We start from the raw sequence: 19,866 nt of genomic DNA, 5'->3' as shown, positions 1-19,866 counted from the left end.
CCACCGAGGGCGACAGCGAGCGCGGCCCCGACTTCCGCATCTTCGCCGGCGCCACCGAGTTCGGCGCGGCCTGGAAGAAGACCGCCCGCGAGACGCAGCGTGAATACCTCTCTGTTAAGCTGGACGATCCGAGCTTCCCTGCACCGATCTACGCCAGCCTGGTCGAAGCCGAGGACGGCAGCAGCCACAACCTCATCTGGTCCCGCCGCAACGGCGACTAAGACCGGCCCCGAGACTGCCCCGCTCAACCGAGCGGGGCTTCTTTTTACTCATGTCCGCCGCCTTTCAGGAAACAAGGAGATCAGGATACACGGCTTTCCGGTTTTCCGGCTTTGCGTATCCCGATCAGATCTTCTCCCCGGCCTCCGCTTCGCTCTGGCCGGGCCGGTTCCTTGGGGGCGCTGCCCCCTGGCGCGGCGCAAGGGAGCCGGGACGGTATCCCCAGCCTTCCTCCACTTCGTTCCTCGTTCCGTGCAGGCCGGGTGATCCCCCTCCGCCCCGGCTCCCTTGCCCCTTGCACCCCCCGGTCTCGGCGACGGCCAGGGTTGCAGCGCAGCGCTGCGCTCCAACCCAGTCCAATGAGGAAAAAGACCATGACCTATCATCACCTTGCCACCCGGTTCGGTCGCAACAGCCATCAGATCAGCGGGCGCGAAGCGCTCGACAATGAAGCGCTCTATCGTCACGTCCCGTCCATCTTCGCCGGAGAGGCCCATGACAGCCGGTCGGAGCGTTACGTCTATGTCCCCACCATCGACATTGTGGAGGGGCTGCGCCGGGAAGGATGGTTCCCGTTTTTCGCCGTGCAGTCGGTTCCGCGCGACGGCAGCCGCCACGGCCACGCCAAGCATATGCTGCGCCTGCGCCGGGATGACGGCATCGGCAAGCCGGAGGCGGCGGAAGTCATCATCGTCAATTCGCATGACGGAACGAGCAGCTATCAAATGTTCGCCGGGATGCTGCGTTTCGTCTGCACCAACAGCCTTGTGGCGGGCGAGCGGTTCGAGGACGTTCGCGTTCCCCACAAGGGCAATATCCAGCATGACATTATCGAAGGTGTTTATACGGTCGCGGAGGACTTCCCCCGGTTGATCGACGCCAGCGAAACCATGAAGGAAATCCAGCTTGGCGAAGATGAGCGCCGCGTTCTGGGCGAGGCCAGCCTTGTCGCCCGCTATGGCGAAGAGGAAAGCCCGATCCGCCCGGAACAGATCATCGAACCGCGCCGCCGCGAGGATGTCGGGCAAAGCCTCTGGATGACCTACAACACCATTCAGGAAAATATCATCCGGGGCGGACTCCATGGCCGCAAGCGCAATGCCGAAGGCCGCATCCGCCGCAGCCAGACCCGTCCCATCAACGGCATCGACCAGAATGTGACCCTCAATCGCGCGCTCTGGACGCTGGCCGAAGGGATGCAGCGCCTCAAGACCCGATGACCGCCAATCCGTAGAGCCGGAAAGCCGGCTCTACGGTTTTCCGCTTTCAGCCTTGCAGATTGCCCAATTTTTCGCCGATCCGGCTTTGCGGATCGGCGGCGCGGCCATGCCGGGACACGGCCGGCGCTCGCCGGGCTAGGCCCGGCTCGCGAATCCAGATAAGCGCATTTAAGACAAAAATAACCAAATAATTGATCGACTTAGCGTCACCACTTATATCGTTGGAGCAGCTACATCCGCTCCCTCAAATCCCGCACGCTTCCGAACCGGGCCTCTCCAGCACAGCCCGATATTCGGAGGTAACGCCATGCTTAGCATCGACTGGCGTACTCCGGCGGCTTACGGGCACACCAAGCATCTGCCCGCCGCCGGCTTCGCCTGGGAATATCTTCGTCGCAATGACGAGTATCGCAACGACTTCAACGCTATTGCCCTGACCGGACAAGCCGGCGGGCCGCAATTGGAACGGTTCGCGCTGCGATGGGGGTTGCGATTTCCCAAGCGACCCCGACACATCGCCTGATAATCTGACTCTGTTCTGGTCTCCGCGCATTCAGCCGCAGGCGGTCATGCTATCGCTGGTCGGCCACGAGGACATTGCGGCAGACCTGTCGATCACGTTCGCCCGTCTTGACGGTCTCGATCTGCGCCGCGCGGCCGATGGCTGGCATGGTGTCTGGCAGGCAGGTGACATAGCGCACCAGTTCTGGCTACCCGAAGCGATGCCGGACACCGCCGCCTTCTACGCCGTGACCCTGCCGATGGATTTCTTGTTGGAGCTTCGCATCCATGCCGCACGGCGTCTCTGGCGATCTCTCACCCAGCGACCGCCGGGACCGCCTATCGGCATCCTTCCCGACCAACTCCGGCAATGGCACGTCCTGTCCCTACGCGCGCTGGATGCGCGACTATGCGGCGAGAGCTATCGCGCCATTGCGGAAATCCTGCTCGACTTCCACGGCAACAAGGAGGATTTCGAGGGTGATCCGAGCAAGAACAAGGCTCGCAGGCTCGTGGCGCATGGCATCAAGATGATGCGCGGCGGCTATCGCATGCTGCTGCACTATCCGGTCAAACCCGGCAAACCCTGAGTCCGGTGGATGTCATCGCTTGTCGCCAATGTTACGGCATCACGCCTTGTTGGCCGCAGCCTGCTCCAGAAGCCGCTTGTAACCCTCGCGGGATAGCCATTGCGCCCGTTCGAGATGGCTCTGCCAGCACCGATAGGTCCGAAGCTCCTCGGCGACCGGATCGCGGTGCAGCACGATTTGAGCGACTTCCTTCCAATCTGCATCCTCGGCCTTGGCGTCGAGGAGACGGAGATAGGTCACGAAATGCCGTTCGTCATAGGCGGTGATCTCATCGCCTGTCGGCGCTACGTCATCCACTTCGGGGTCAAGTTCTACCGGAACCCGCATCGTCATTCCCCTTCATCCTAGGAGAGCGATGGCTTGCGGTGCGCCCCCGCAAACAAAACTCTCTGACTCCTGGTGATCGGGGAGTTAGTAACCGTGACTAGACGGCCCCATGGCCTTTAGCTCGGAAAGCCTGTTGTATACGCCACAGGCTCCCCGACCATAGGGTCAAGGAGTATGGTGCCGTCACGGCCGGCACCAACCGCTAGTCAGGGGTTACTACGCCCCCGGAGCAGCGCGTCTGCTCCACCTTCACTATTAACCGAACCGCGCATGGATGTCTTTGGCATTTCGACGCGCCGGAACATGAATCGCTGAAATCTCTCGCCTTTTCCGGCTGACTATCACCCGTCAGGGGGTGCCGCCAGCGCATAGGCGCAACTGCGGCACGCTACAGGCCGCCGATCCCTCGCCATCGTCCGCCACAGCCCGCTGTCGCTTCGACAGCCGCCTGTCTGACGACCCGGAGAGAGATTCCATGGCCATCCGCCCCAATGCGGACCTGCCGCCGCGCCTGCTGCGCACAAAGGAAGCCGCGCGCTTCCTCGGCTTGTCCATCCGCACCCTTGAGAAGCATCGCACCTATGGCACCGGCCCGACATACCGCAAGATCGGCGGCCGCGTCCTCTACGCCGTCCGCGATCTGGAAGCGTGGAGCGCCATCGGCACCCGCAAATCCACCCGCGACGAAAACGCCGGCACGGTCTTTCCCGCGCGTCCGCTGACGCCGCAAGAGCGGGACGAGCTGTAAATGCTGCGCGACGACGATCCCAGACCCGCGCAACCGACCGAGGATAGCGAGCGCAACCGCCTGGACCCCTTCGTGGTCGCAACCGGCGACGCCGCGCCACGCGACCAGCGCGACCTGATGGAGCGGCCGTTCTTCTCGCTGGCGAAGCGCCCGCGCACCACGCCGATCCTTTACCGGGCCGCCGATGTCGAGGTGCAGGTCTTCGCCATGCCCGAACATGGCATGGCGACGATCTGGGATGCCGATGTGCTGATCTGGGCCGCCTCGCAGATCGTCGCGGCCGAGAACAACGGCATCCCCACGTCGCGGTTCTTCCGCTTCATGCCCTATCAGCTCTTGCGCTCGATCGGGCGAGCCACCGGAAACCGCGAGTATCTGTTGCTCAAGGCCGCGCTCGCGCGCCTGCAATCCACCGTCATCGCCACCACCATCCGCAACGGCAAGCATTGGCGGCGGCGGCAATTCTCATGGATCAACGAGTGGGAGGAAATGACGACGCGCGCCGGCCGCATCGAGGGCATGGAGTTCGTCTTGCCCGAATGGTTCTACAACAGCGTCATCGACCGCTCGCTGGTGCTCACCATCGACCCGGCCTATTTCCGGCTGACGGGCGGGATCGAGCGCTGGCTGTATCGGGTCGCTCGCAAGCACGCCGGACGCCAGACCGAGGGCTGGGCGTTCGAGGTCTCCCACCTCCACCAGAAATCCGGCAGCGCGGCGCGGCCGTCCGACTTTGCGCTCGACCTGCGCCGGATCGCGGCACGTCAATCTCTGCCCGGCTACCTGCTCCAGAGCGAATGGGAAGAAGGGCGCGAACTGCTGCGTTTTCTACCCGAAAATCTATCCACAGTGCCTGTGGATAACCATGTGAAACCTATCGGGACATTAGGCGCACGCAGTATCGGGACATTAGGCGCAAATCGCTCGCCGGACTCTATAGAAGAATCTAACAAAGAATCTAACTCTTCTTCTTTGACGCGCGCGCACGCGATCCGTGGTGCCGGTGCCAGTGCTGCTTTTGGCCGGCGAGGTGCGCCATGATCGTCGCGCTCCTCAACCAGAAAGGCGGCGTCGGCAAGACCACGCTGGCGCTGCATCTCGCCGGAGCCTGGGCGCAGCGCGGCCAGCGCGTCATCCTGATCGACGCCGATCCGCAAGGCTCCGCGCTCGACTGGTCGCAGACGCGCAGCCATGAGGGGCTGCCGAGGCTGTTCAGCACCATCGGCCTGGCGCGTGACACCTTGCACCGGGAGGCCCCGGAGCTGGCCCGCGACGCCGATCACGTCGTCATCGACGGGCCGCCGCGTGTCGCCGCTCTGATGCGCTCGGCGCTGCTGGCCGCCGATCTTGTGCTGATCCCGGTGCAGCCATCGCCCTTCGACGGCTGGGCCTCGGCCGAGATGCTGGCGCTTCTGAGCGAAGCGCGCATCTACCGGCCAGAGCTTGCCGCCCGTTTCGTGCTCAACCGTTGCGGCGCGCGCACCGTCATCGCCCGTGAGACGGCCGAGACGCTGGCCGACCACGATCCGCCGGTGCTTGGCCAAACCATCGGCCAGCGCGTCGTCTTCGCCGATGCCGCGCAGTCCGGCCGGCTGGCATCCGAGATCGACGCCGACAGCCGGGCCACGCGCGAGATCACCGCGCTTGCCGCCGAGATCGACTGGCTGCGCATCGGGAGGATCGCACCATGACCGGACGCACCCGCAAGCCCGGCTTCGCGTCCCGGCCGGGCAATCCCGATAGCTGGATCAAGGCCGCCGACACGCCGTCCGCCAGCAAGGTTGCTTGCGAGGCGTTCACCGCCCGCCTGACCATCGACATCACGCCCGAGCTGCGCGGCCGCATCAAGGTCGCTGCTTTCCGGCGCGGCATCACCGTCACCGACATGCTGCGCGACCTGCTCGCCCGCGAATTTCCACCCTCCGAAGGAGATCCGACATGACCGGCAACGCGGCCCGCCGCTTGCACGGCCGTCCGTTGCCGGACGGTCCCGCGCCCTTCACCACATTGGTCGAACTGACCTTCGACAAGCGCAAGGTCGAGCGCTGGATACGCTTCGGCCGCAAGAGCTACGAACAGATACTCGACCGCCGCCGCAGCGTCGTCGGCTTCGCGCCGGAGAGCATCTTCGCCTTCGTCCGCTGGGCGGCGGGCGAGCATGGCACGGTGATTTCCCGCATCGACATCGTGCGCGCCATCGGCCGCGGCGAGCCGTTCCAGACGCTGCCCTTCGTCCGCCCCGGCGGCGACATCCTGCTGCGCCTCGATAGCTGGGCGAAGGTGCAGCGTGCGCTTGCCGCCATCGACGCGGTGGAAGCGCTCGGCCTCGATCCCGCCGACGCTGCCCCGGACCACTGGCGGCATGTCCACAACCGTCTGATCGTCGGTCTGGAGCCGCGCGATTACACACCGGAACGACACGCCGCCTGGCTCCATCGCCGGAGGATCGCGCCATGACGCGGTTCGGCTACGTCATGGTGACGTATTTCGCGGCGATGGGCGTCGCCATCGCGGCGTTCATACCGACGCCCACGAAACTGATCTGGAACGCGACCGCCAGCGCGCCCATCGGCTTTTACACCGTCGAGCCGGCCGAGCGGATCGAGGTGCCCGAGCTGGTCGCCATCATGCCGCCCGAACCGCTCGCCGCCTTCATGGTCGAGCGCGGTTATGTCGGTCGCGGCGTGCCGCTCCTGAAGCGCGTCCTTGGCCTTCCTGGGCAATGGGTTTGCCGCTCGCGATCCACGATCACCGTCGATGGCGTGGAGATGGGCGAAGCGCTGGACCGCGACCGGATCGGCCGCGATCTGCCGGTCTGGCAGGGCTGCCGCCTCATCGGCGACGGCGAAATCTTCCTCATGAATTGGGAGGTCCGCGACAGCCTCGACGGCAGGTATTTCGGACCCATCCCCGCAGATTCCGTCATCGGCCGCGCGCTGCCGCTCTGGACCGATGAGGAAGGCGACGGCCGCTACGAATGGCGTGCCCATACGCACTGGCCGGCGCACTGACCCCGGACATCCACCCCAACCGAAGGAGACTTTCCATGCCGCAGATCGGTCAATTCACCCGCGAGCAAACCGGCTTCACCGGCCGCGTCCACACGCTCACCCTTTACCGCGAACTCACCATCATTCCCGCCGAGCACTCCGACGCCGAGAATGCTCCGGACTTCCGTGTCCATCACGGCGCCGACGACGGCCCGGAGATCGGGGCGGCCTGGAAACGCACCGGCGAGAAGGCCGGCGAATATCTTTCCGTGCTGCTCGACGATCCCGCCTTGCCGCAGCCGATCCGCGCCAATCTGTTCCGCGACGACGATGCAGGTGCATCGTGGTCGCTGCACTGGAACCGCCCCAAACCGCGCGACGAGCGGGACTAAGGCCATGCGATCCCGCGTCATCCCTGCGCTCAAAACCCTCATCCCGTTGTTCGTGGAAAAGCCGTCTCATCCCGTCGTCCCGCTCGGCCACCGGACGGCCGGCGCGCGCAGCGAAGGTCAAGGGCGGCCTCTGGCCGGCGCTGGCGCCTTGCCCTTGACCGCAGCGAGCACGCTGGCAGGCTGGAGGTCGAACGGAGACAGGGAGATCGTGCGATATGCCGGTCTCCTGCTGGCTGGCGTGCTCGCGGTCGCAGCCTGTCCGGGCGCCGTATCGGCGCAGGCCGCACCTGTGGCGCGCGCGAATCCCGCCGATCCCTATGCCGGCTTCGTCACCGAAGCCTCGCAGCGTTTCGGCGTTCCCGAGCACTGGATTCGCGCGGTGCTGCGCGCCGAGAGCGCGGGCGACGTGCGCGCGATTTCGTCGGCCGGAGCGATGGGATTGATGCAAGTCATGCCAGACACCTGGGCGGGCCTGCGCGTTCGCCACGACCTCGGTCGCGACCCCTACAATCCACGCGACAACATCATGGCGGGCGCGGCCTATCTGCGCGAAATGTGGGACCGCTACGGCAATGTCGCGGCGATGCTCGCGGCCTACAATGCCGGTCCCGGCCGCTACGACGAACATCGCACGACAGGCCGCGCCTTGCCCGCCGAGACGCGCGCCTATGTCGCCGCGCTTGCGCCGGTCTTGGGCGGCTCTGCCGGGAGTGAAACACCGGCGCCAGCACCACCACCGCCGCCCGACTGGCGCGCCGCTCCGCTGTTCGTCACGCGCTCGACCGACATGCGAACTGCCGCCGCACCATCATCCGAAGCGCAATCCGGCGACAGCCGCGCGACCGTTCCGGTGCGCGATGCCGCCGATACGGAGCCGCCGACCGGCAGCATGTTCGTGGCTCGCGCCGATGACGGGAGCGCGCCATGAGAGGCGTGTTCCCGCGCTCGGCGCGATCCGTTCCGGTGTCCAGTCATGCAGGGTTTCGCCTGGCTGGATTATCGGCAGGAAGGGCGGAAAGGGCAGTAAAGGCGGAGGGCAAGATAAAGGAACATGGCACCACGGCGCCCATGTTCTCGAAATTGTTGTTATCTGCACACTGGTTAGGGGAGCCGCGAGCAGCACCCTGTTTTTGGACGGCACGAGCCGCCAATTTGCGCAAAGCCTTGGCTTTGCTGGGTTTTGACCGGCACCATGGCCGCCGAACGCCCGATTTCCTTGGATTTTGGCCGGAGGCGCGTCCATGAGCGCCGACGACGAGAACCGCTTCCGGCCGAAGCCCGGCCGCATCCGATCTGATGCGCCCAAGCTCGGCAAGGCCAAGAGCTTTCTGACGCAGGCGAAGAAACTTGCCCGCCAGCACAGCAACAGCCCGTCGCGGTCATCCGCATCATCCTCGCCACGCTCCAGATCGTCAGCCTCCACCAAGGGCGGCAAAGCATCGCGGGGGAGTAGCGGGCCGGGCCTCAAGCGTGGACGCGGCGCGGCCTTCGTGCGTGCCCGCACCTTGTCCGGCGGCTGGAAGCACAGCGCGCCGGGAATGCGCCGTGTCGTCGTGAAAACCCGCTACATTCAGCAGGCCGGAAAGAACGGCAAGGCCGCCGCCCATCTGCGTTATATCCAGCGCGATGGGACATCGCGCGACGGCGAGCGCGGCCAGCTCTATTCCGCGACAGACGACCGCGCCGATGGCGACGCCTTTCTTGATCGCGGCAAAGACGATCGGCATCAGTTCCGGTTCATCGTCTCGCCGGAAGACGGCGCGGACCTGACCGACCTGACAGCGCACACCCGCGACCTTATGCGCCAGATCGAGGCCGACCTTGGAACGAAACTCGATTGGGTCGCGGTCAATCACTACAACACCGGCCATCCTCATGTTCATGTCATAGTCCGGGGCAAGGATGACCTGGGCGAGAATCTGGTCATCAACGGCGACTATCTCGCCAACGGCATCCGCGAGCGGGCGAGCGAGTTGACCACGCTGGAGCTTGGTCCCGTCAACGAGATCGAGCAGACCCGCAAGCTCTCGGCCGAAGTCGATCAGGACCGCTTAACCCGCATCGACCGGGCCATGACCGAGGAAGCAGATGAACGCTTCATCGATCTGCGCCATGAACCCGACGATCCGCGTCGCCAGTTCGACCGGACGCTGCGACTGCGCCGCCTGGGCAAGCTGGAGCAGATGGGCCTCGCCACCGAACACGCGCCGGGCGTCTGGGAGTTGAGCGAGCGCATGGAGCCGACCTTGCGCGAGCTGGGCAAGCGCGGCGACATCATCCGCAATATGCACAAGGCGCTGAAGGCCGATGGGCTGGAGCGCGATCCGATGACGTTCCAGCTTCATGATGCCGCGCCCGAGACGCCCATCGTCGGCCGCGTCGTGGACAAATATCTCACCGACGAGATGGGCGAGAACCTGACCGTCGTGGTGGACGGCATCGACGGCCGGACGCATCATGTTCCGGGCATCGACCCGGCCCGCGTCGAGGACGCCCGGATCGGCAGCGTCATCGAGATCGGCCCGGCCGATACGACACAACGGCCATCCGACCGGACTATTGCCGTCATCGCCGAGGACGGCATCTACCGGCCGAGCCGCCATCTCGAACAGGCGAAGTTCGAGGGCCGCGTTCCGGGCGGCGATTATGAGGGCTTCGTCGATGCCCATGTTCGCCGACTGGAGGCGCTCCGCCGCGCCGGGATCGTCGAGCGCATCGACACTGACCAATGGCGCATCCCGGAGGATTTCGAGAGCCGCGCCGCCGCCTATGACGCCGGCCGCAACCGGCAGGCCAGCATCCGCGTCCTTTCGACCTTCAATCTGGAAAGCCAGATCGGGTCTGACGGCGCGACCTGGCTCGACCGGCGGCTGGTGACGCCTGACGCATCGGATCTCGCTCCGGCCGGGTTCGGCCAGCAGGTGCGCGACGCCATGGACCTGCGCCGCGAGCATCATATCGAACAGGGTGACGCCACCCGAGCGCGGGACGGTCGCATCTTCTACCGGCGCAGCCTTCTCGCCACGCTGCGCGAGCGCGAAGTCGCCCGCGTCGGCGCGGAAATGGCGGAGAGCAAGGCGCTGCCGTTCCGGGTGGTAGCGGACGGGGAGAGCGTCAGCGGCAAGTTCACCGGAACCGTGCAGCTATCCAGCGGCAAGTTCGCCCTGGTCGAGAAGAGCCACGAGTTCACCCTTGTCCCATGGCGGCCGGTCATCGACCGCCAGCTCGGCCGCGAAGTGATGGGCGTTGTGCAGGGCGGGTCGGTGTCGTGGCAGTTGGGACGGCAGCGCGGATTGGGGATTTAGTCCTTCGGTCAAACCGCAACACCAAAGAGATGCTTCGCCATGAACTCAATGAACGCAGTCAGCTTGGGAGAGGCATGCCGAGTCGAGGGCCAGAGCAATCGGAACGTCCCCGCATTCGCGGTGTGATCTTCAAGTATCGGAACCAGCGTCCCGCTCTCGATCTGCCGCGCTACCGCGAAATCAGGCAGGCAGGCGATGCCGATGCCTTGGTCGGCCAGAGATAGAAGCGGTTCGATCGTGCTCGCCACCACGGTCGTCGGAAGCTCAATGTCGAGAGGATTTCCATCGGCGTGCAGCGGCCAGCGTTCGAGCTTGCCGCTGCTCGGAAACTTGTGGTGCAGGCAGGCATGGGTGAGAAGATCGGCGGGCGTCTGTGGAGTGCCGCGTTCTTTCAAGTAGCGGGGCGAGGCCACGAGATGTTGTCGGAAAGTGCCGATAACGCGGGTCATCAGGCGGGAATCGCTGATCTCGCCCGTGCGGATCACCGCGTCGAACCCTTCGTCAATGACATCCACAAGCCGATCCGTGAAATCAAGGTCCAGCTCAATCTCCGGGTAGGTGCGGACAAAGGCTCCGATTGCTGGCATCAGTAGCATACCGACCAGCGGAAGGCTGACTCGCAGCTTGCCGCGCGGTGCTTCCTGCCGCTGCGACAGCTCCAGTTCGGCGGCCTCGATCTCGCAGACGATGCGCCGGCAGCGCTCCAAGAACATCACGCCTTCCGGGGTCAGAGTGATGCTGCGTGTTGAGCGATGGAAAAGCCGGACACCGAGGCGCTGTTCGAGACGGGCGATTGCCTTACCCACGGCCGAGGCCGACACGCCGAGTTGGCGGCCCGCCGCAACGAAGCTGCGCGTTTCGGCGGCCTGAATGAACGCGCCGAGACCGGCCATGTGATCCATCATGCCAAGCTCCATTGCGGACGCAGACGTCCGTTAAGAACGGAACTATAGCCTTATTTTCTTGAGATGGCATCTGCCTATTATTCGGTGCAACAGAGCAGCCGGATAAGGGTCACGTCGAAGCATTCGCCAGTTTCCGCCTGCCGCTCACCAGTAACGATGCAGGCAGACTTATGAACTCGACCACGACCAGCGAAGAAATCTCCCCCGAAAATCTAGCCGATGAACATTCGGCCCTAAGCGACCGGCTGCCTTGGGCCGCGCTGCTGGCGCTCGCCATGGCGGCGTTCATCACGATCCTGACCGAAGCCCTGCCGGCGGGCCTGCTGCCGCAGATGGCCGAAAGCCTTTCGGTCTCCGAGGCGCTGGTCGGCCAGCTCGTCACCATCTACGCGGTCGGCTCGCTCATCGCGGCCATCCCGCTGACCACCGCCACGCAAGGGTGGCGGCGTCGGCCGCTGCTGCTGATCGCCATCGGCGGCTTCGCCATCGTCAACACGGTGACGGCGATTTCCGATAACTACGCGATCACGCTGGTCGCCCGCTTCTTCGCCGGGGTGTTTGCCGGGCTACTTTGGGCGCTGGTCGCCGGCTACGCCGCGCGCATGGTGCCCGAGCATCTGAAAGGCCGCGCCATCGCCGTCGCCATGGTCGGAACGCCGCTCGCCCTTTCGCTCGGCATTCCGGCGGGCACGTTCCTCGGCGCGGCGCTCGGCTGGCGTGTGACCTTCGGGCTCATGAGCGTGCTGACGGTGCTGCTTATCTTTTGGGTGCTCGCCAAGGTGCCCGACTTCCCCGGTCAGGCGCGCGGAAAGGGTTTTGCGCTTCGGGCTGTCTTCACCCTGCCGGGCATCCGGCCGGTGCTGTTCGTCACGCTGGCCTTCGTTCTCGCCCACAACATCCTCTACACCTACATCGCGCCGTTCCTCGTGCCGGCCGGTATCGCGGAGCGTATCGACGTGGTGCTGCTCGTCTTCGGCGTAACGGCGCTTCTCGGCATCTGGATCGTCGGCGTGCTGATCGACCGCTGGCTACGCGAATTGGTCCTTGTCAGCTCCGTGCTGTTCGGCCTGTCCGCGCTGCTTCTCGGGATTTGGGGACAGGTGCCGGCAGTGATCTACGTCGCGGTCGCCGTTTGGGGGCTGGCCTTCGGTGGTGCGGCGACGCTCTTCCAGACTGCTTCGGCAAAAACGGCAGGGGAAGCTGCCGATGTGGCGCAATCCATGATCGTCACGGCCTGGAACATGGCGATTGCCGGAGGCGGGATCGTCGGCGGCATCCTGCTCGAAACCCTCGGCGTGTCCGCCTTTCCGTGGAGCGTGCTGGCGCTGCTCGTCGCGACGTTCGCCGTCGCCTGGGCCGCCCGCTCGCACGGGTTCCCGTCATCGAAAACCGGATCGGCCACCAGCCGGGCCAATGATCCGCAAAACAGGTGAGACCATGAACACATCCATAGCCACAGAAGAGTCCTCGACGGCGATCACCATTGACGGCCTGCCGGATCGCATCGACGCCGTCATCGACATGGCAATTGCCGAGCAACGCCTTGTCGGGGCCGTTGTCCTTCTCTCCCTGGATGGGAAACTTGTCTATCGCCGCGCCGCCGGCCTTGCCGACCGCGAAGCGAACCGGGAGATGCGCGAGGACACGCTGTTCCGGCTGGCGTCCGTCTCCAAGCTCTACGTGTCCACCGCCGCGATGGTGCTGGTCGCGCAAGGGCGACTGGCGCTCGATGAACCCGTCGATACATGGCTTGCGGATTTCCGGCCGAAGCTCGCGGACGGCTCGTCTGCCCGGATCACCCTGCGCCATCTGCTAAGCCACACGTCCGGTCTCGGTTACGGCTTCCTCGAACCGGCGGATGGACCCTATCACCGTGCCGGCGTGTCCGATGGCATGGACCTGTCGGACATCTCGCTTGAGGAAAACATCCGCCGCATCGCTTCGGTGCCGCTTCTTTTTCAACCGGGAACGGCATGGACCTACTCGCTCGCAACGGATGTCGTGGGTGGGCTGATCGCACGAGTGACGGGCGTTCCGCTCCCCGAGGCGGTGCGCGAGCTGGTGGCGACGCCGCTCGGCATCAATGACACCGGATTCGAGGTCGTCGATCCCGCTCGTCTGGCCGTTCCTTACGTCAACGAAGCGTCCGGCCCGCGCCGGATGGCGGATTCCGAAATCGTGCCCCTTTGGGAAGAGGTCGAGGGACTGCGCCTGTCGCCAGCGCGCGCCCTTGATGCGAGCGCCTTTCCCTCCGGTGGCGCAGGCATGATCGGCACGGCGGGCGATACGCTGCGCATCCTTGAAATATTGCGGCGGGGTGGCGCACCACTCCTGCCTACTGAACTGGTCGGCGAAATGGCTACCGATCACGCGGCCGGCATGGACCTTGCGCCATGGCCGGGGCGCGGCTTTGGTCTTGGTTTCACCATTCTGCGTGACCCCTTCGCGGCGGGGTTCGCGGAGACACCGGGCACATGGCGCATGGGCGGGGCCTATGGACATTCGTGGTCCGTGGATCGGGAAAAGGGGCTATCTGTGGTCGCCTTCACTAATGCCGGTCTCGAAGGACAATCGCCCGGTGGGCGGTTCCCTGACGAGCTGGCGCAGGCGATCTATGCATGAGCGCGCCGGGCCGTGAAATTCGACCCGCGCAGACTAGCAAGGAAATGGTCCATCGCCGCGGCCGTGGCGGCATGGGTGCGATCTCGCACGTAAAGGCCATACTGGACGACAAGCGGTGCCGGAAGCCCCGCCGAGACCGGCAGCACCCGCATCGTCTCGGAGCGGAAGCACTCGTCCATCATCAAAGCGATTCCAAGGCCATTTTCTACGCCAGAGCGGATCGCCGCGATGCTCTGGCTCGTCAACGTCACCCGGTAATCGCGTTGGCATTCCGCGAGCGCTTCCACCATACGTCGTCGCCAGAAGCACGGCTCGGCATAGGCGATGATCTCAAGCGGCCGCGTGCTGTCAGGGTCGCTGTCAATCGCACCAACCCAAAGAAGTTCGACATCCCATGTCTCGGCGGCATCGCCTGCGAAGGAAGAGCAGGTGGCGATGGCGAGATCAAGATCGCCGTCGCGCCAGCGATCAGCGATCGCGATGCTGTGGTCTACAACAACATCGAGTGGCAGTTCCGGGTGAGCGCGGCGCAGGCGGCCCAGCGCCTCGGGGAGCGTACCGATGGCGATCTCTTCGGCAAGACCGATGCGGACGGGATCGCCAGCGCGGCACTCGCCAAGGCGCGCCACGGCTTCTTCACCAAGATGCAGCATGCGCGTGGCATAGCTGAGAAAGACTTCGCCCTCGACCGTCGGAACGACGCCGCGACCAGTGCGGCGCAACAGCCGTTTTCCCAGCAGGTCTTCCAGGCGACGCATCTGCATGCTGAGCGCAGATTGCGCGCGACCCGCCTGTTCGGCGGCACGGCTGAGGCTTCCCAGCCGGCAGACCGACACATAGGCGCGCAACAGATCAGGAGTAAGAGCGTCGGATATCATTTTAATCTGATGTCTGATTTCAGAGATATGATTCTACCATCATATCTCCCGCAAGAATACCCTCGGGAAACTGATAGCGAAGTTTTCCCGAGAGGTTCAATGTTGCGTTCAAGCCCAAATCGACTACCCGCTCTGTTGTCCATGATGGCCGGCGGATTCGCCATCGGCACCACCGAATATGCGAGCGTCGGCGTCCTGCCGCAGATCGCCGATGACTTCGGGATCAATCTCGCGCGGGCCGGGCTGGTCGTCAGCGGCTATGCGCTCGGGGTCAGCTTCGGTTCGCCGATCCTCGCGGCGCTGACCGGAAGCCTGTCACGAAAGACACTCATGCTGGCGGTGATGGCGCTGTTCGTCGTCGCCAATGCGGCAGCGGCCCTAAGCACAAGCTATGAACTGCTCATCGTCGCGCGTGTCCTCTCGGCCCTGCCGCATGGCATCTTCTTCGGCGTGGGGGCAGCCATCGCCGCAAGCTTCGTGTCAGAGGATCGCAGGGCGTCGGCCGTGGCAATCGTGTTCGGCGGCCTGACAATCGCGGTGGCGGCCGGCGTGCCGATTGCAACCGTCATCGGCCAAAGGCTCGGCTGGCCCATGTCCTACTGGTTCGTCGCGGCCATCGGCCTCGTGTCGCTGGTCGCCATGGCCGTGACCTTGCCCCGCAAGATTGACATCGCACCAGCCGGGAGCCTCATCGAACAGGTCAAGGTGCTCGGCAGCGGACGCCTGCTGATCGCGTTCGGCATGAACTTCTGCGCCTGGGGTGGCACCTTCGTCGCCTTCGCCTATCTCCCCAGCATTCTCGCGGAAATTACAGGCTTCGGCCCCAATGGCGTCGCATGGATGCTGGCGCTCTACGGGGTATCGGTGATCGTCGGCAACTTCCTCGGCGGGCGCGTCTCCGACAGACAGGTGGTGCCGGCGCTGGCGTTGATGCTCGGCGCGCAGGCGGCGGTGCTGCTGATCTTCACCTTCACGGCTCCGTCCATGATCGGCTCTATCCTGACGCTCGGCGTTCTTGGAGCGCTCATGTTCTGCAATGTGCCGGGTCTGGCGCTCTATGTCGTGCAGCTCGCCATGCGCTATCGGCCCGGAAACGTGGACATTGCCTCGACCATCAACGTGTCGGCCGCGAACGCCGGCATTGCGCTCGGAGCGATCATCGGCGGGCTGGTGGCGGAATCCCGGCTGGGGCTAGGCGCGACGCCGTGGGTCGGAGCGATCATGGTCGGCGGCGGCCTGCTGCTGACCTTATGGAGCGGCTGGCTCGACAGGCGCGAAGCGCGCGAGAACGCGGGCGAAGCCAGACCAGTGGCGAGAGAGGTGTGAAACGATGCGCCGTCAGGCTCTTGCTCAAATTTGCGAGGGACAACCTCAGCACGACATAACTTACCGTTCAGTGCGGCTAGACATCGCAACTGCGCTCTTTCGCGAACCAGCGGACCTTTCAGGTTCATGGCATGATGGTGTTAGCCAGCCAGTCTATGAAAACGCGCGTCTTCGCCGGAATGAGCTTTGCAGATGGGTGGACGATGTAGATGCCTTCAGGCGTGGCGACCGGATGGCCGGGAAGCACCGGCACCAGCCGACCGCTCTTGAGTTCCGGTCCCGCGAGCCAGTCGGATACCATCGCGATACCTACACCGGCTACGGCAGCCTGGAGCAAGCTGGTTGCATCGTCGGTGACAAGCGGTCCGGAGATGCGGATCGCGATCGTCTTGCCATCATCACCGAGATGCCAGATCGGATGCGACGCGAGCCGCGAAAACCCGATGCAGTCGTGGTTGGCAAGGTCGGAAGGATGCGCAGGCATGCCGCGCTCGGCCAGATAATCTGGCGAAGCGCACAACAGGCGACTGGCAGGGGCAAGTTTACGGGCGATCAGGCGGCTATCGGCGAGTTCGCCGATCCGCACTGCAACGTCGAAGCTCTCCGCAACGAGATCGACATAGCGATCCTCGTAGCGCGCCTCGACGGCAAGGCCGGGATGCTGCCGCAGAAATGCTGGCAGGATCGGCGCGATCCACATCCGCCCGAAGGTCGCCGGAAGAGACAGACGCAGCGTTCCCCGCACCGAGCCAGCCGCGTCAACGGCTTCTGTGTCGATCTCGCCCATCGCCTGAACGGCTTTCCGCATCCGCTGGTAATAGGCTTCGCCGGCTTCGGTCAGAGCGACCCTGCGTGTCGTCCGCTCCAGAAGTCGCACGCCAAGTCGCTTCTCCAGCGCCGTCACCCGCCGCGAGACGAGCGAGCCGTCCCGGTTCAATGCGGTCCCGGCGGCGGTGAACCCAGCGTTCTCCACCGTGGCGAGAAAGGCCGCGATCTGGTCGAAATCCGTTCCGTCCATTGCTGCATCCAGTGCAGAGGTAATCTGACTATTCTTACCATTATCGTCTTATTCTCGGCAAATTACCATCACGGAAAACTGTCCGTGCTTCCGCTCCCTCCGTTCAGCCGGGCGCTCCGGCGCGGCGAAACGGAGTTCAACATGAACGCAGCATCAATCCCGACCGCCGCCGATCACCGCTACAAGGTTCTCGTTGCGATCTGCATCTCGGCTGTCATCATCCCCTTGGTCTTCACCGGCCCGGCCATTTCCATCCCCTCGGTCGCGCGTGATCTTGGCGGCGATCAGGCGAGCCTCGGATGGATCGTGAACGCCTACGCCATCGCCTTCGGCGGCTGCGTCATGGCGGCGGGCGCGCTCGGCGATCAGGTCGGCCGCAAGCGTTGCTTCGTGACCGGCCTCGTAATCTTCGCCGTCACCTCTGTCTTGATCGGTCTCACACCGAGCCTGTTGGTGCTCAATCTCCTGCGAGCGCTCGAAGGCATCGGCGGCGCGCTGGTGCTGACATCCGCCACGTCGCTGCTGGCGCAGGAGTTCGAGGGCGCGGAGCGGACACGCGCCTTCTCGTTCCTCGGCACGGCTTTCGGCGTGGGCCTTGCCTTCGGCCCTATGGCCTCCGGCTTCGTCATCGAGCATTGGGGCTGGCGCGCCCTCTATTTCGCCATCGCCGTCATCTCGATCCTGATCCTCGTGCTTGGGACACCCCGGATCAGGGAATCACGCGACCCGGATGCGCAAGGGATCGACTGGCCGGGAACGATCCTGTTCACGGCCGCTCTGGTCGGCCTGACCTTCGCCATCGTGCTCGGCCCGCAGCAGGGATGGGCGAGCGCCACGGTTCTCGGCCTGCTCGGCGGCGCAATCGTGCTGCTGGCGGCCTTCGTTGCCGTCGAGTTGAAGCGCGCGCATCCGATGCTAGACCTGTCGCTCTTTCGCTATCCGCGCTTCATCGGCGTCCAGCTCCTGCCGGTCGCAACCGGGTTCAGCTTCGTCGCCCTGATCGTCTATCTGCCGATCTGGTTCATGGCCATTCAGGGCCGGGACGCCTTCGCTGCCGGCCTCGCTATCTTGCCGCTCACCGCGCCGATGCTCGTGGTGCCGTTGATCGCCGGCCGGTTGGCAAAGTTCGTCTCGCCCGGCGTTCTGTCCGGCATCGGCTTCCTGATTGCCGGTGCCGGTGCGCTGCTGCTCATGCGGCTTTCGCCGGCAGCCGGGCTTGGCCCGATGATACTGCCGATGCTGCTGATCGGCATTGGCAACGGCCTGCCATGGGGATTGATGGACGCGCTCTCCGTCAGCGTCGTGCCGAAGGAGCGCGCTGGCATGGCGGCCGGCATCTTCACCACCATGCGTGTCGCGGGCGAAGCCATCGCCATAGCGGCAATCGGCGCTGGGCTGGTCGGACTTACAGCGCATGGACTGACCGTCGCCGCAGCCGATAGCGCCATATCGCTCCCGGCGAGCACCTCCACAATCGCATCGACAATCAGCAGCGGCGCGCATGGTGCCACGACAAACGGAGGCCCGGCACTGGACGGGACGATCACGGCGCTGGCGAATGTCGCCTACACGGATGCGTTTCGCTCGATCCTTTTCGTGCTCGCCATGCTCGCCATCCTGACGGCTCTCATCTGCCTGCTCACCCTTCGCGACAAGCCGACGGACGTGCCGGCGACCGATGTGTAGGTGGCGCTTGTATGCGGCGGCGAAAGCGGAGTGAATATGTCGGTGAGGCGATCACCTTGTCTGCTTTGCGGGGTGGTCGTTTCCCTATGGCCGTCCTCGTTCAGACGCTCGCTGTCGCTGAATATCTAAGCTTTCATCGCGCCGCCCTGGCGCTCGGCGTCAGCCAGTCCAGCGTCAGCGCTCGGATAAAGGCGCTGGAGGAGGACCTTGGCATCATTCTCTTCGACCGCAACACGCGCGGCGTCCGCCTGACTGAAGCCGGACGCCGCTTCGTCGATCAGGTCGGTGAGGCGATGGGTATCCTCGACCGCGCCATCAAGATCGCCGGGATGCAAGCGCGCGGCGAGGCCGGAGAACTTCGCATCGGCGTGCATGCGCTCACCCCTGGCTGCTTTCTCGACCGGCTATTGGAGCAGTTCCACACCGACCATCCCGGTATCCGGCTGCAAGTTGCCGAGGGAACGGCGAGAGACGCCCAATTCATGATCCGCGAAGGCAGGCTCGATGTCGCCTTCATGGCCTGCACCCATCAGACTCCCGACCTTAATTCCCGCGTGATCTGGCGCGACCGCCTTATGGTTGCGCTGCCGGTCAAGCATCCTCTGGCGGCACAATCGGATGTGGAATGGCGTCACCTTGCGGACGAAACTTTCCTCGTCCGCCATAGCGGCACTGGCCCGCAGGTTCACGATCTGATCGTGGCGCGGGCGGCCGGCAAATGGCTAACGCCAACAATCCTGCGTTTCGATGTTGAACGCAGCACCCTGCTGTCCATGGTAGCCATCGGACACGGAATCTCGCTTTTCGTCGAGGAAGGCGCAGCGGACAGCACGGCGAATGTCGCTTTCCGGCCGATCCGGGACGAGCCTGAAACCATCCCATTTTCGGCTGTCTGGTCGCCGTCCAATCGCGCGCCCGCGCTTCTCAAGTTGCTCGCGCTCGCGACGAACATGCGCTGATCTTTCCGCTGACCGAATCGCAACCAATCCACCAGCACAGTGCCGGAAGAGTGCCGCGCCAACCCGTCCTATTTGCCGCCGATAGTATCCTATAGCCCTCCGACAATGCCTTTGCAGTTGCAGACCCGATGATTGCCTATTCTCTGATCGGCTCCGTCTCTCTTGCCGATTGGAGCCTGT

General features: G+C 64.6%; 21 protein-coding genes and 1 pseudogene. 18 read left to right on the top strand and 4 right to left on the bottom strand.

What is annotated here, in order from left to right; translation table 11 throughout:
• The 4 genes from JHC57_RS02595 to JHC57_RS02580 form a co-directional block, all read left to right on the top strand.
• Nucleotides 1–221, top strand: a 221-nt coding sequence (locus tag JHC57_RS02595) for a DUF736 domain-containing protein (RefSeq protein ID WP_294028395.1), incomplete at its 5' end; no start/stop codon positions are given.
• A 372-nt stretch (nucleotides 222–593) separates the two neighbouring features.
• Nucleotides 594–1,439, top strand: a complete 846-nt coding sequence (locus JHC57_RS02590; RefSeq protein ID WP_294028406.1) for a DUF932 domain-containing protein — start codon at nucleotides 594–596, stop codon at nucleotides 1,437–1,439.
• A gap of 307 nt (nucleotides 1,440–1,746) precedes the next feature.
• Complete coding sequence (locus JHC57_RS02585) at nucleotides 1,747–1,962, top strand: DUF6499 domain-containing protein (protein ID WP_294028394.1); 216 nt, start codon at nucleotides 1,747–1,749, stop codon at nucleotides 1,960–1,962.
• A gap of 46 nt (nucleotides 1,963–2,008) precedes the next feature.
• Nucleotides 2,009–2,530 (top strand): DUF2285 domain-containing protein, encoded by a 522-nt coding sequence (locus JHC57_RS02580; RefSeq protein ID WP_294028392.1) that lies wholly within the window; start codon nucleotides 2,009–2,011, stop codon nucleotides 2,528–2,530.
• A 39-nt stretch (nucleotides 2,531–2,569) separates the two neighbouring features.
• On the opposite strand, the gene JHC57_RS02575 is transcribed toward JHC57_RS02580, so the two are convergent.
• On the bottom strand, nucleotides 2,570–2,857 hold the full coding sequence (locus JHC57_RS02575) for a DUF2285 domain-containing protein (protein ID WP_294028390.1): 288 nt from the start codon (nucleotides 2,855–2,857) through the stop codon (nucleotides 2,570–2,572).
• Nucleotides 2,858–3,332: 475 nt separating this feature from the next.
• On the opposite strand from JHC57_RS02575, the gene JHC57_RS02570 reads away from it, so the two are divergent.
• From JHC57_RS02570 to JHC57_RS22485, 9 genes and pseudogenes are all read left to right on the top strand, one after another.
• Complete coding sequence (locus JHC57_RS02570; RefSeq protein ID WP_240578701.1) at nucleotides 3,333–3,605, top strand: helix-turn-helix domain-containing protein; 273 nt, start codon at nucleotides 3,333–3,335, stop codon at nucleotides 3,603–3,605.
• Nucleotides 3,606–4,439: pseudogene (locus JHC57_RS02565) on the top strand (replication initiator protein A); the annotation flags it as partial. It abuts the gene before it with no gap.
• Nucleotides 4,440–4,642: 203 nt separating this feature from the next.
• Nucleotides 4,643–5,296, top strand: coding sequence for a ParA family partition ATPase (parA, locus tag JHC57_RS02560; RefSeq protein ID WP_294028386.1), 654 nt, complete (start codon nucleotides 4,643–4,645; stop codon nucleotides 5,294–5,296).
• On the top strand, nucleotides 5,293–5,547 hold the full coding sequence (locus JHC57_RS02555; protein WP_294028384.1) for a hypothetical protein: 255 nt from the start codon (nucleotides 5,293–5,295) through the stop codon (nucleotides 5,545–5,547). The genes parA and JHC57_RS02555 overlap by 4 nt, the downstream gene beginning before the upstream one ends.
• On the top strand, nucleotides 5,544–6,062 hold the full coding sequence (locus tag JHC57_RS02550) for a DUF2840 domain-containing protein (RefSeq protein WP_294028383.1): 519 nt from the start codon (nucleotides 5,544–5,546) through the stop codon (nucleotides 6,060–6,062). The genes JHC57_RS02555 and JHC57_RS02550 overlap by 4 nt, the downstream gene beginning before the upstream one ends.
• Entirely contained in the window at nucleotides 6,059–6,616 is a 558-nt protein-coding gene (locus JHC57_RS02545) for a S26 family signal peptidase (protein WP_294028381.1), read from the top strand. Before JHC57_RS02550 ends, JHC57_RS02545 begins: the two co-directional genes overlap by 4 nt.
• Nucleotides 6,617–6,651: 35 nt before the next feature.
• Complete coding sequence (locus JHC57_RS02540) at nucleotides 6,652–6,987, top strand: DUF736 domain-containing protein (RefSeq protein ID WP_112948939.1); 336 nt, start codon at nucleotides 6,652–6,654, stop codon at nucleotides 6,985–6,987.
• A 19-nt stretch (nucleotides 6,988–7,006) separates the two neighbouring features.
• Nucleotides 7,007–7,915, top strand: coding sequence for a lytic transglycosylase domain-containing protein (locus JHC57_RS02535; RefSeq protein WP_294028401.1), 909 nt, complete (start codon nucleotides 7,007–7,009; stop codon nucleotides 7,913–7,915).
• Nucleotides 7,916–8,228: 313 nt separating this feature from the next.
• Complete coding sequence (locus JHC57_RS22485; RefSeq protein WP_366928523.1) at nucleotides 8,229–10,292, top strand: DUF3363 domain-containing protein; 2,064 nt, start codon at nucleotides 8,229–8,231, stop codon at nucleotides 10,290–10,292.
• An 8-nt stretch (nucleotides 10,293–10,300) separates the two neighbouring features.
• Here the strand turns inward: JHC57_RS22485 and JHC57_RS02525 are convergent, their stop codons facing one another.
• Nucleotides 10,301–11,197, bottom strand: coding sequence for a LysR family transcriptional regulator (locus tag JHC57_RS02525; protein ID WP_294028378.1), 897 nt, complete (start codon nucleotides 11,195–11,197; stop codon nucleotides 10,301–10,303).
• A 170-nt stretch (nucleotides 11,198–11,367) separates the two neighbouring features.
• Between JHC57_RS02525 and JHC57_RS02520 the strand changes: the two genes are divergently transcribed.
• Entirely contained in the window at nucleotides 11,368–12,630 is a 1,263-nt protein-coding gene (locus JHC57_RS02520) for an MFS transporter (protein ID WP_294028376.1), read from the top strand.
• Nucleotides 12,611–13,819: a serine hydrolase gene (locus tag JHC57_RS02515; RefSeq protein WP_294028374.1), complete on the top strand. Its 1,209-nt coding sequence runs from the start codon at nucleotides 12,611–12,613 to the stop codon at nucleotides 13,817–13,819. The genes JHC57_RS02520 and JHC57_RS02515 overlap by 20 nt, the downstream gene beginning before the upstream one ends.
• Here JHC57_RS02515 and JHC57_RS02510 read toward each other — a convergent pair.
• On the bottom strand, nucleotides 13,810–14,697 hold the full coding sequence (locus JHC57_RS02510) for a LysR substrate-binding domain-containing protein (protein WP_294028373.1): 888 nt from the start codon (nucleotides 14,695–14,697) through the stop codon (nucleotides 13,810–13,812). The genes JHC57_RS02515 and JHC57_RS02510 overlap by 10 nt on opposite strands.
• Nucleotides 14,698–14,838: 141 nt before the next feature.
• Here JHC57_RS02510 and JHC57_RS02505 point away from each other — a divergent pair, with 141 nt between their 5' ends.
• Nucleotides 14,839–16,023 (top strand): MFS transporter, encoded by a 1,185-nt coding sequence (locus JHC57_RS02505; protein WP_294028399.1) that lies wholly within the window; start codon nucleotides 14,839–14,841, stop codon nucleotides 16,021–16,023.
• Between the two features lie 124 nt (nucleotides 16,024–16,147).
• On the opposite strand, the gene JHC57_RS02500 is transcribed toward JHC57_RS02505, so the two are convergent.
• On the bottom strand, nucleotides 16,148–17,041 hold the full coding sequence (locus JHC57_RS02500; protein ID WP_294028371.1) for a LysR family transcriptional regulator: 894 nt from the start codon (nucleotides 17,039–17,041) through the stop codon (nucleotides 16,148–16,150).
• A gap of 141 nt (nucleotides 17,042–17,182) precedes the next feature.
• Between JHC57_RS02500 and JHC57_RS02495 the strand changes: the two genes are divergently transcribed.
• Both JHC57_RS02495 and JHC57_RS02490 read left to right on the top strand, forming a co-directional pair.
• Nucleotides 17,183–18,727: an MFS transporter gene (locus JHC57_RS02495; protein ID WP_294028369.1), complete on the top strand. Its 1,545-nt coding sequence runs from the start codon at nucleotides 17,183–17,185 to the stop codon at nucleotides 18,725–18,727.
• Nucleotides 18,728–18,813: 86 nt separating this feature from the next.
• The gene (locus JHC57_RS02490; protein ID WP_294028367.1) at nucleotides 18,814–19,686 is read left to right on the top strand and encodes a LysR family transcriptional regulator; all 873 of its coding nucleotides are present in this window, start codon (nucleotides 18,814–18,816) and stop codon (nucleotides 19,684–19,686) included.
• Nucleotides 19,687–19,866 lie beyond the last annotated feature (180 nt).

It is taken from the genome of Sphingopyxis sp. (assembly GCF_016463645.1).
GTDB lineage: Bacteria > Pseudomonadota > Alphaproteobacteria > Sphingomonadales > Sphingomonadaceae > Sphingopyxis.
The sequence above is the reverse complement of the archived record's forward strand: the minus strand, read 5'-3'. Positions and strand labels throughout refer to the sequence as shown.

Coding starts and splice junctions, on each gene's coding strand:
- JHC57_RS02490 (WP_294028367.1), top strand. CDS start 18,814: ATGGCCGTCCTCGTTCAGACGCTCGCTGTCGCTGAATATCTAAGCTTT.
- JHC57_RS02590 (WP_294028406.1), top strand. CDS start 594: ATGACCTATCATCACCTTGCCACCCGGTTCGGTCGCAACAGCCATCAG.
- JHC57_RS02540 (WP_112948939.1), top strand. CDS start 6,652: ATGCCGCAGATCGGTCAATTCACCCGCGAGCAAACCGGCTTCACCGGC.
- JHC57_RS02545 (WP_294028381.1), top strand. CDS start 6,059: ATGACGCGGTTCGGCTACGTCATGGTGACGTATTTCGCGGCGATGGGC.
- JHC57_RS02505 (WP_294028399.1), top strand. CDS start 14,839: ATGATGGCCGGCGGATTCGCCATCGGCACCACCGAATATGCGAGCGTC.
- JHC57_RS02580 (WP_294028392.1), top strand. CDS start 2,009: ATGCTATCGCTGGTCGGCCACGAGGACATTGCGGCAGACCTGTCGATC.
- JHC57_RS02495 (WP_294028369.1), top strand. CDS start 17,183: ATGAACGCAGCATCAATCCCGACCGCCGCCGATCACCGCTACAAGGTT.
- JHC57_RS02585 (WP_294028394.1), top strand. CDS start 1,747: ATGCTTAGCATCGACTGGCGTACTCCGGCGGCTTACGGGCACACCAAG.
- JHC57_RS02555 (WP_294028384.1), top strand. CDS start 5,293: ATGACCGGACGCACCCGCAAGCCCGGCTTCGCGTCCCGGCCGGGCAAT.
- JHC57_RS02515 (WP_294028374.1), top strand. CDS start 12,611: ATGATCCGCAAAACAGGTGAGACCATGAACACATCCATAGCCACAGAA.
- JHC57_RS02575 (WP_294028390.1), bottom strand. CDS start 2,857: ATGCGGGTTCCGGTAGAACTTGACCCCGAAGTGGATGACGTAGCGCCG.
- JHC57_RS02570 (WP_240578701.1), top strand. CDS start 3,333: ATGGCCATCCGCCCCAATGCGGACCTGCCGCCGCGCCTGCTGCGCACA.
- parA (WP_294028386.1), top strand. CDS start 4,643: ATGATCGTCGCGCTCCTCAACCAGAAAGGCGGCGTCGGCAAGACCACG.
- JHC57_RS22485 (WP_366928523.1), top strand. CDS start 8,229: ATGAGCGCCGACGACGAGAACCGCTTCCGGCCGAAGCCCGGCCGCATC.
- JHC57_RS02510 (WP_294028373.1), bottom strand. CDS start 14,697: ATGATATCCGACGCTCTTACTCCTGATCTGTTGCGCGCCTATGTGTCG.
- JHC57_RS02520 (WP_294028376.1), top strand. CDS start 11,368: ATGAACTCGACCACGACCAGCGAAGAAATCTCCCCCGAAAATCTAGCC.
- JHC57_RS02500 (WP_294028371.1), bottom strand. CDS start 17,041: ATGGACGGAACGGATTTCGACCAGATCGCGGCCTTTCTCGCCACGGTG.
- JHC57_RS02525 (WP_294028378.1), bottom strand. CDS start 11,197: ATGATGGATCACATGGCCGGTCTCGGCGCGTTCATTCAGGCCGCCGAA.
- JHC57_RS02550 (WP_294028383.1), top strand. CDS start 5,544: ATGACCGGCAACGCGGCCCGCCGCTTGCACGGCCGTCCGTTGCCGGAC.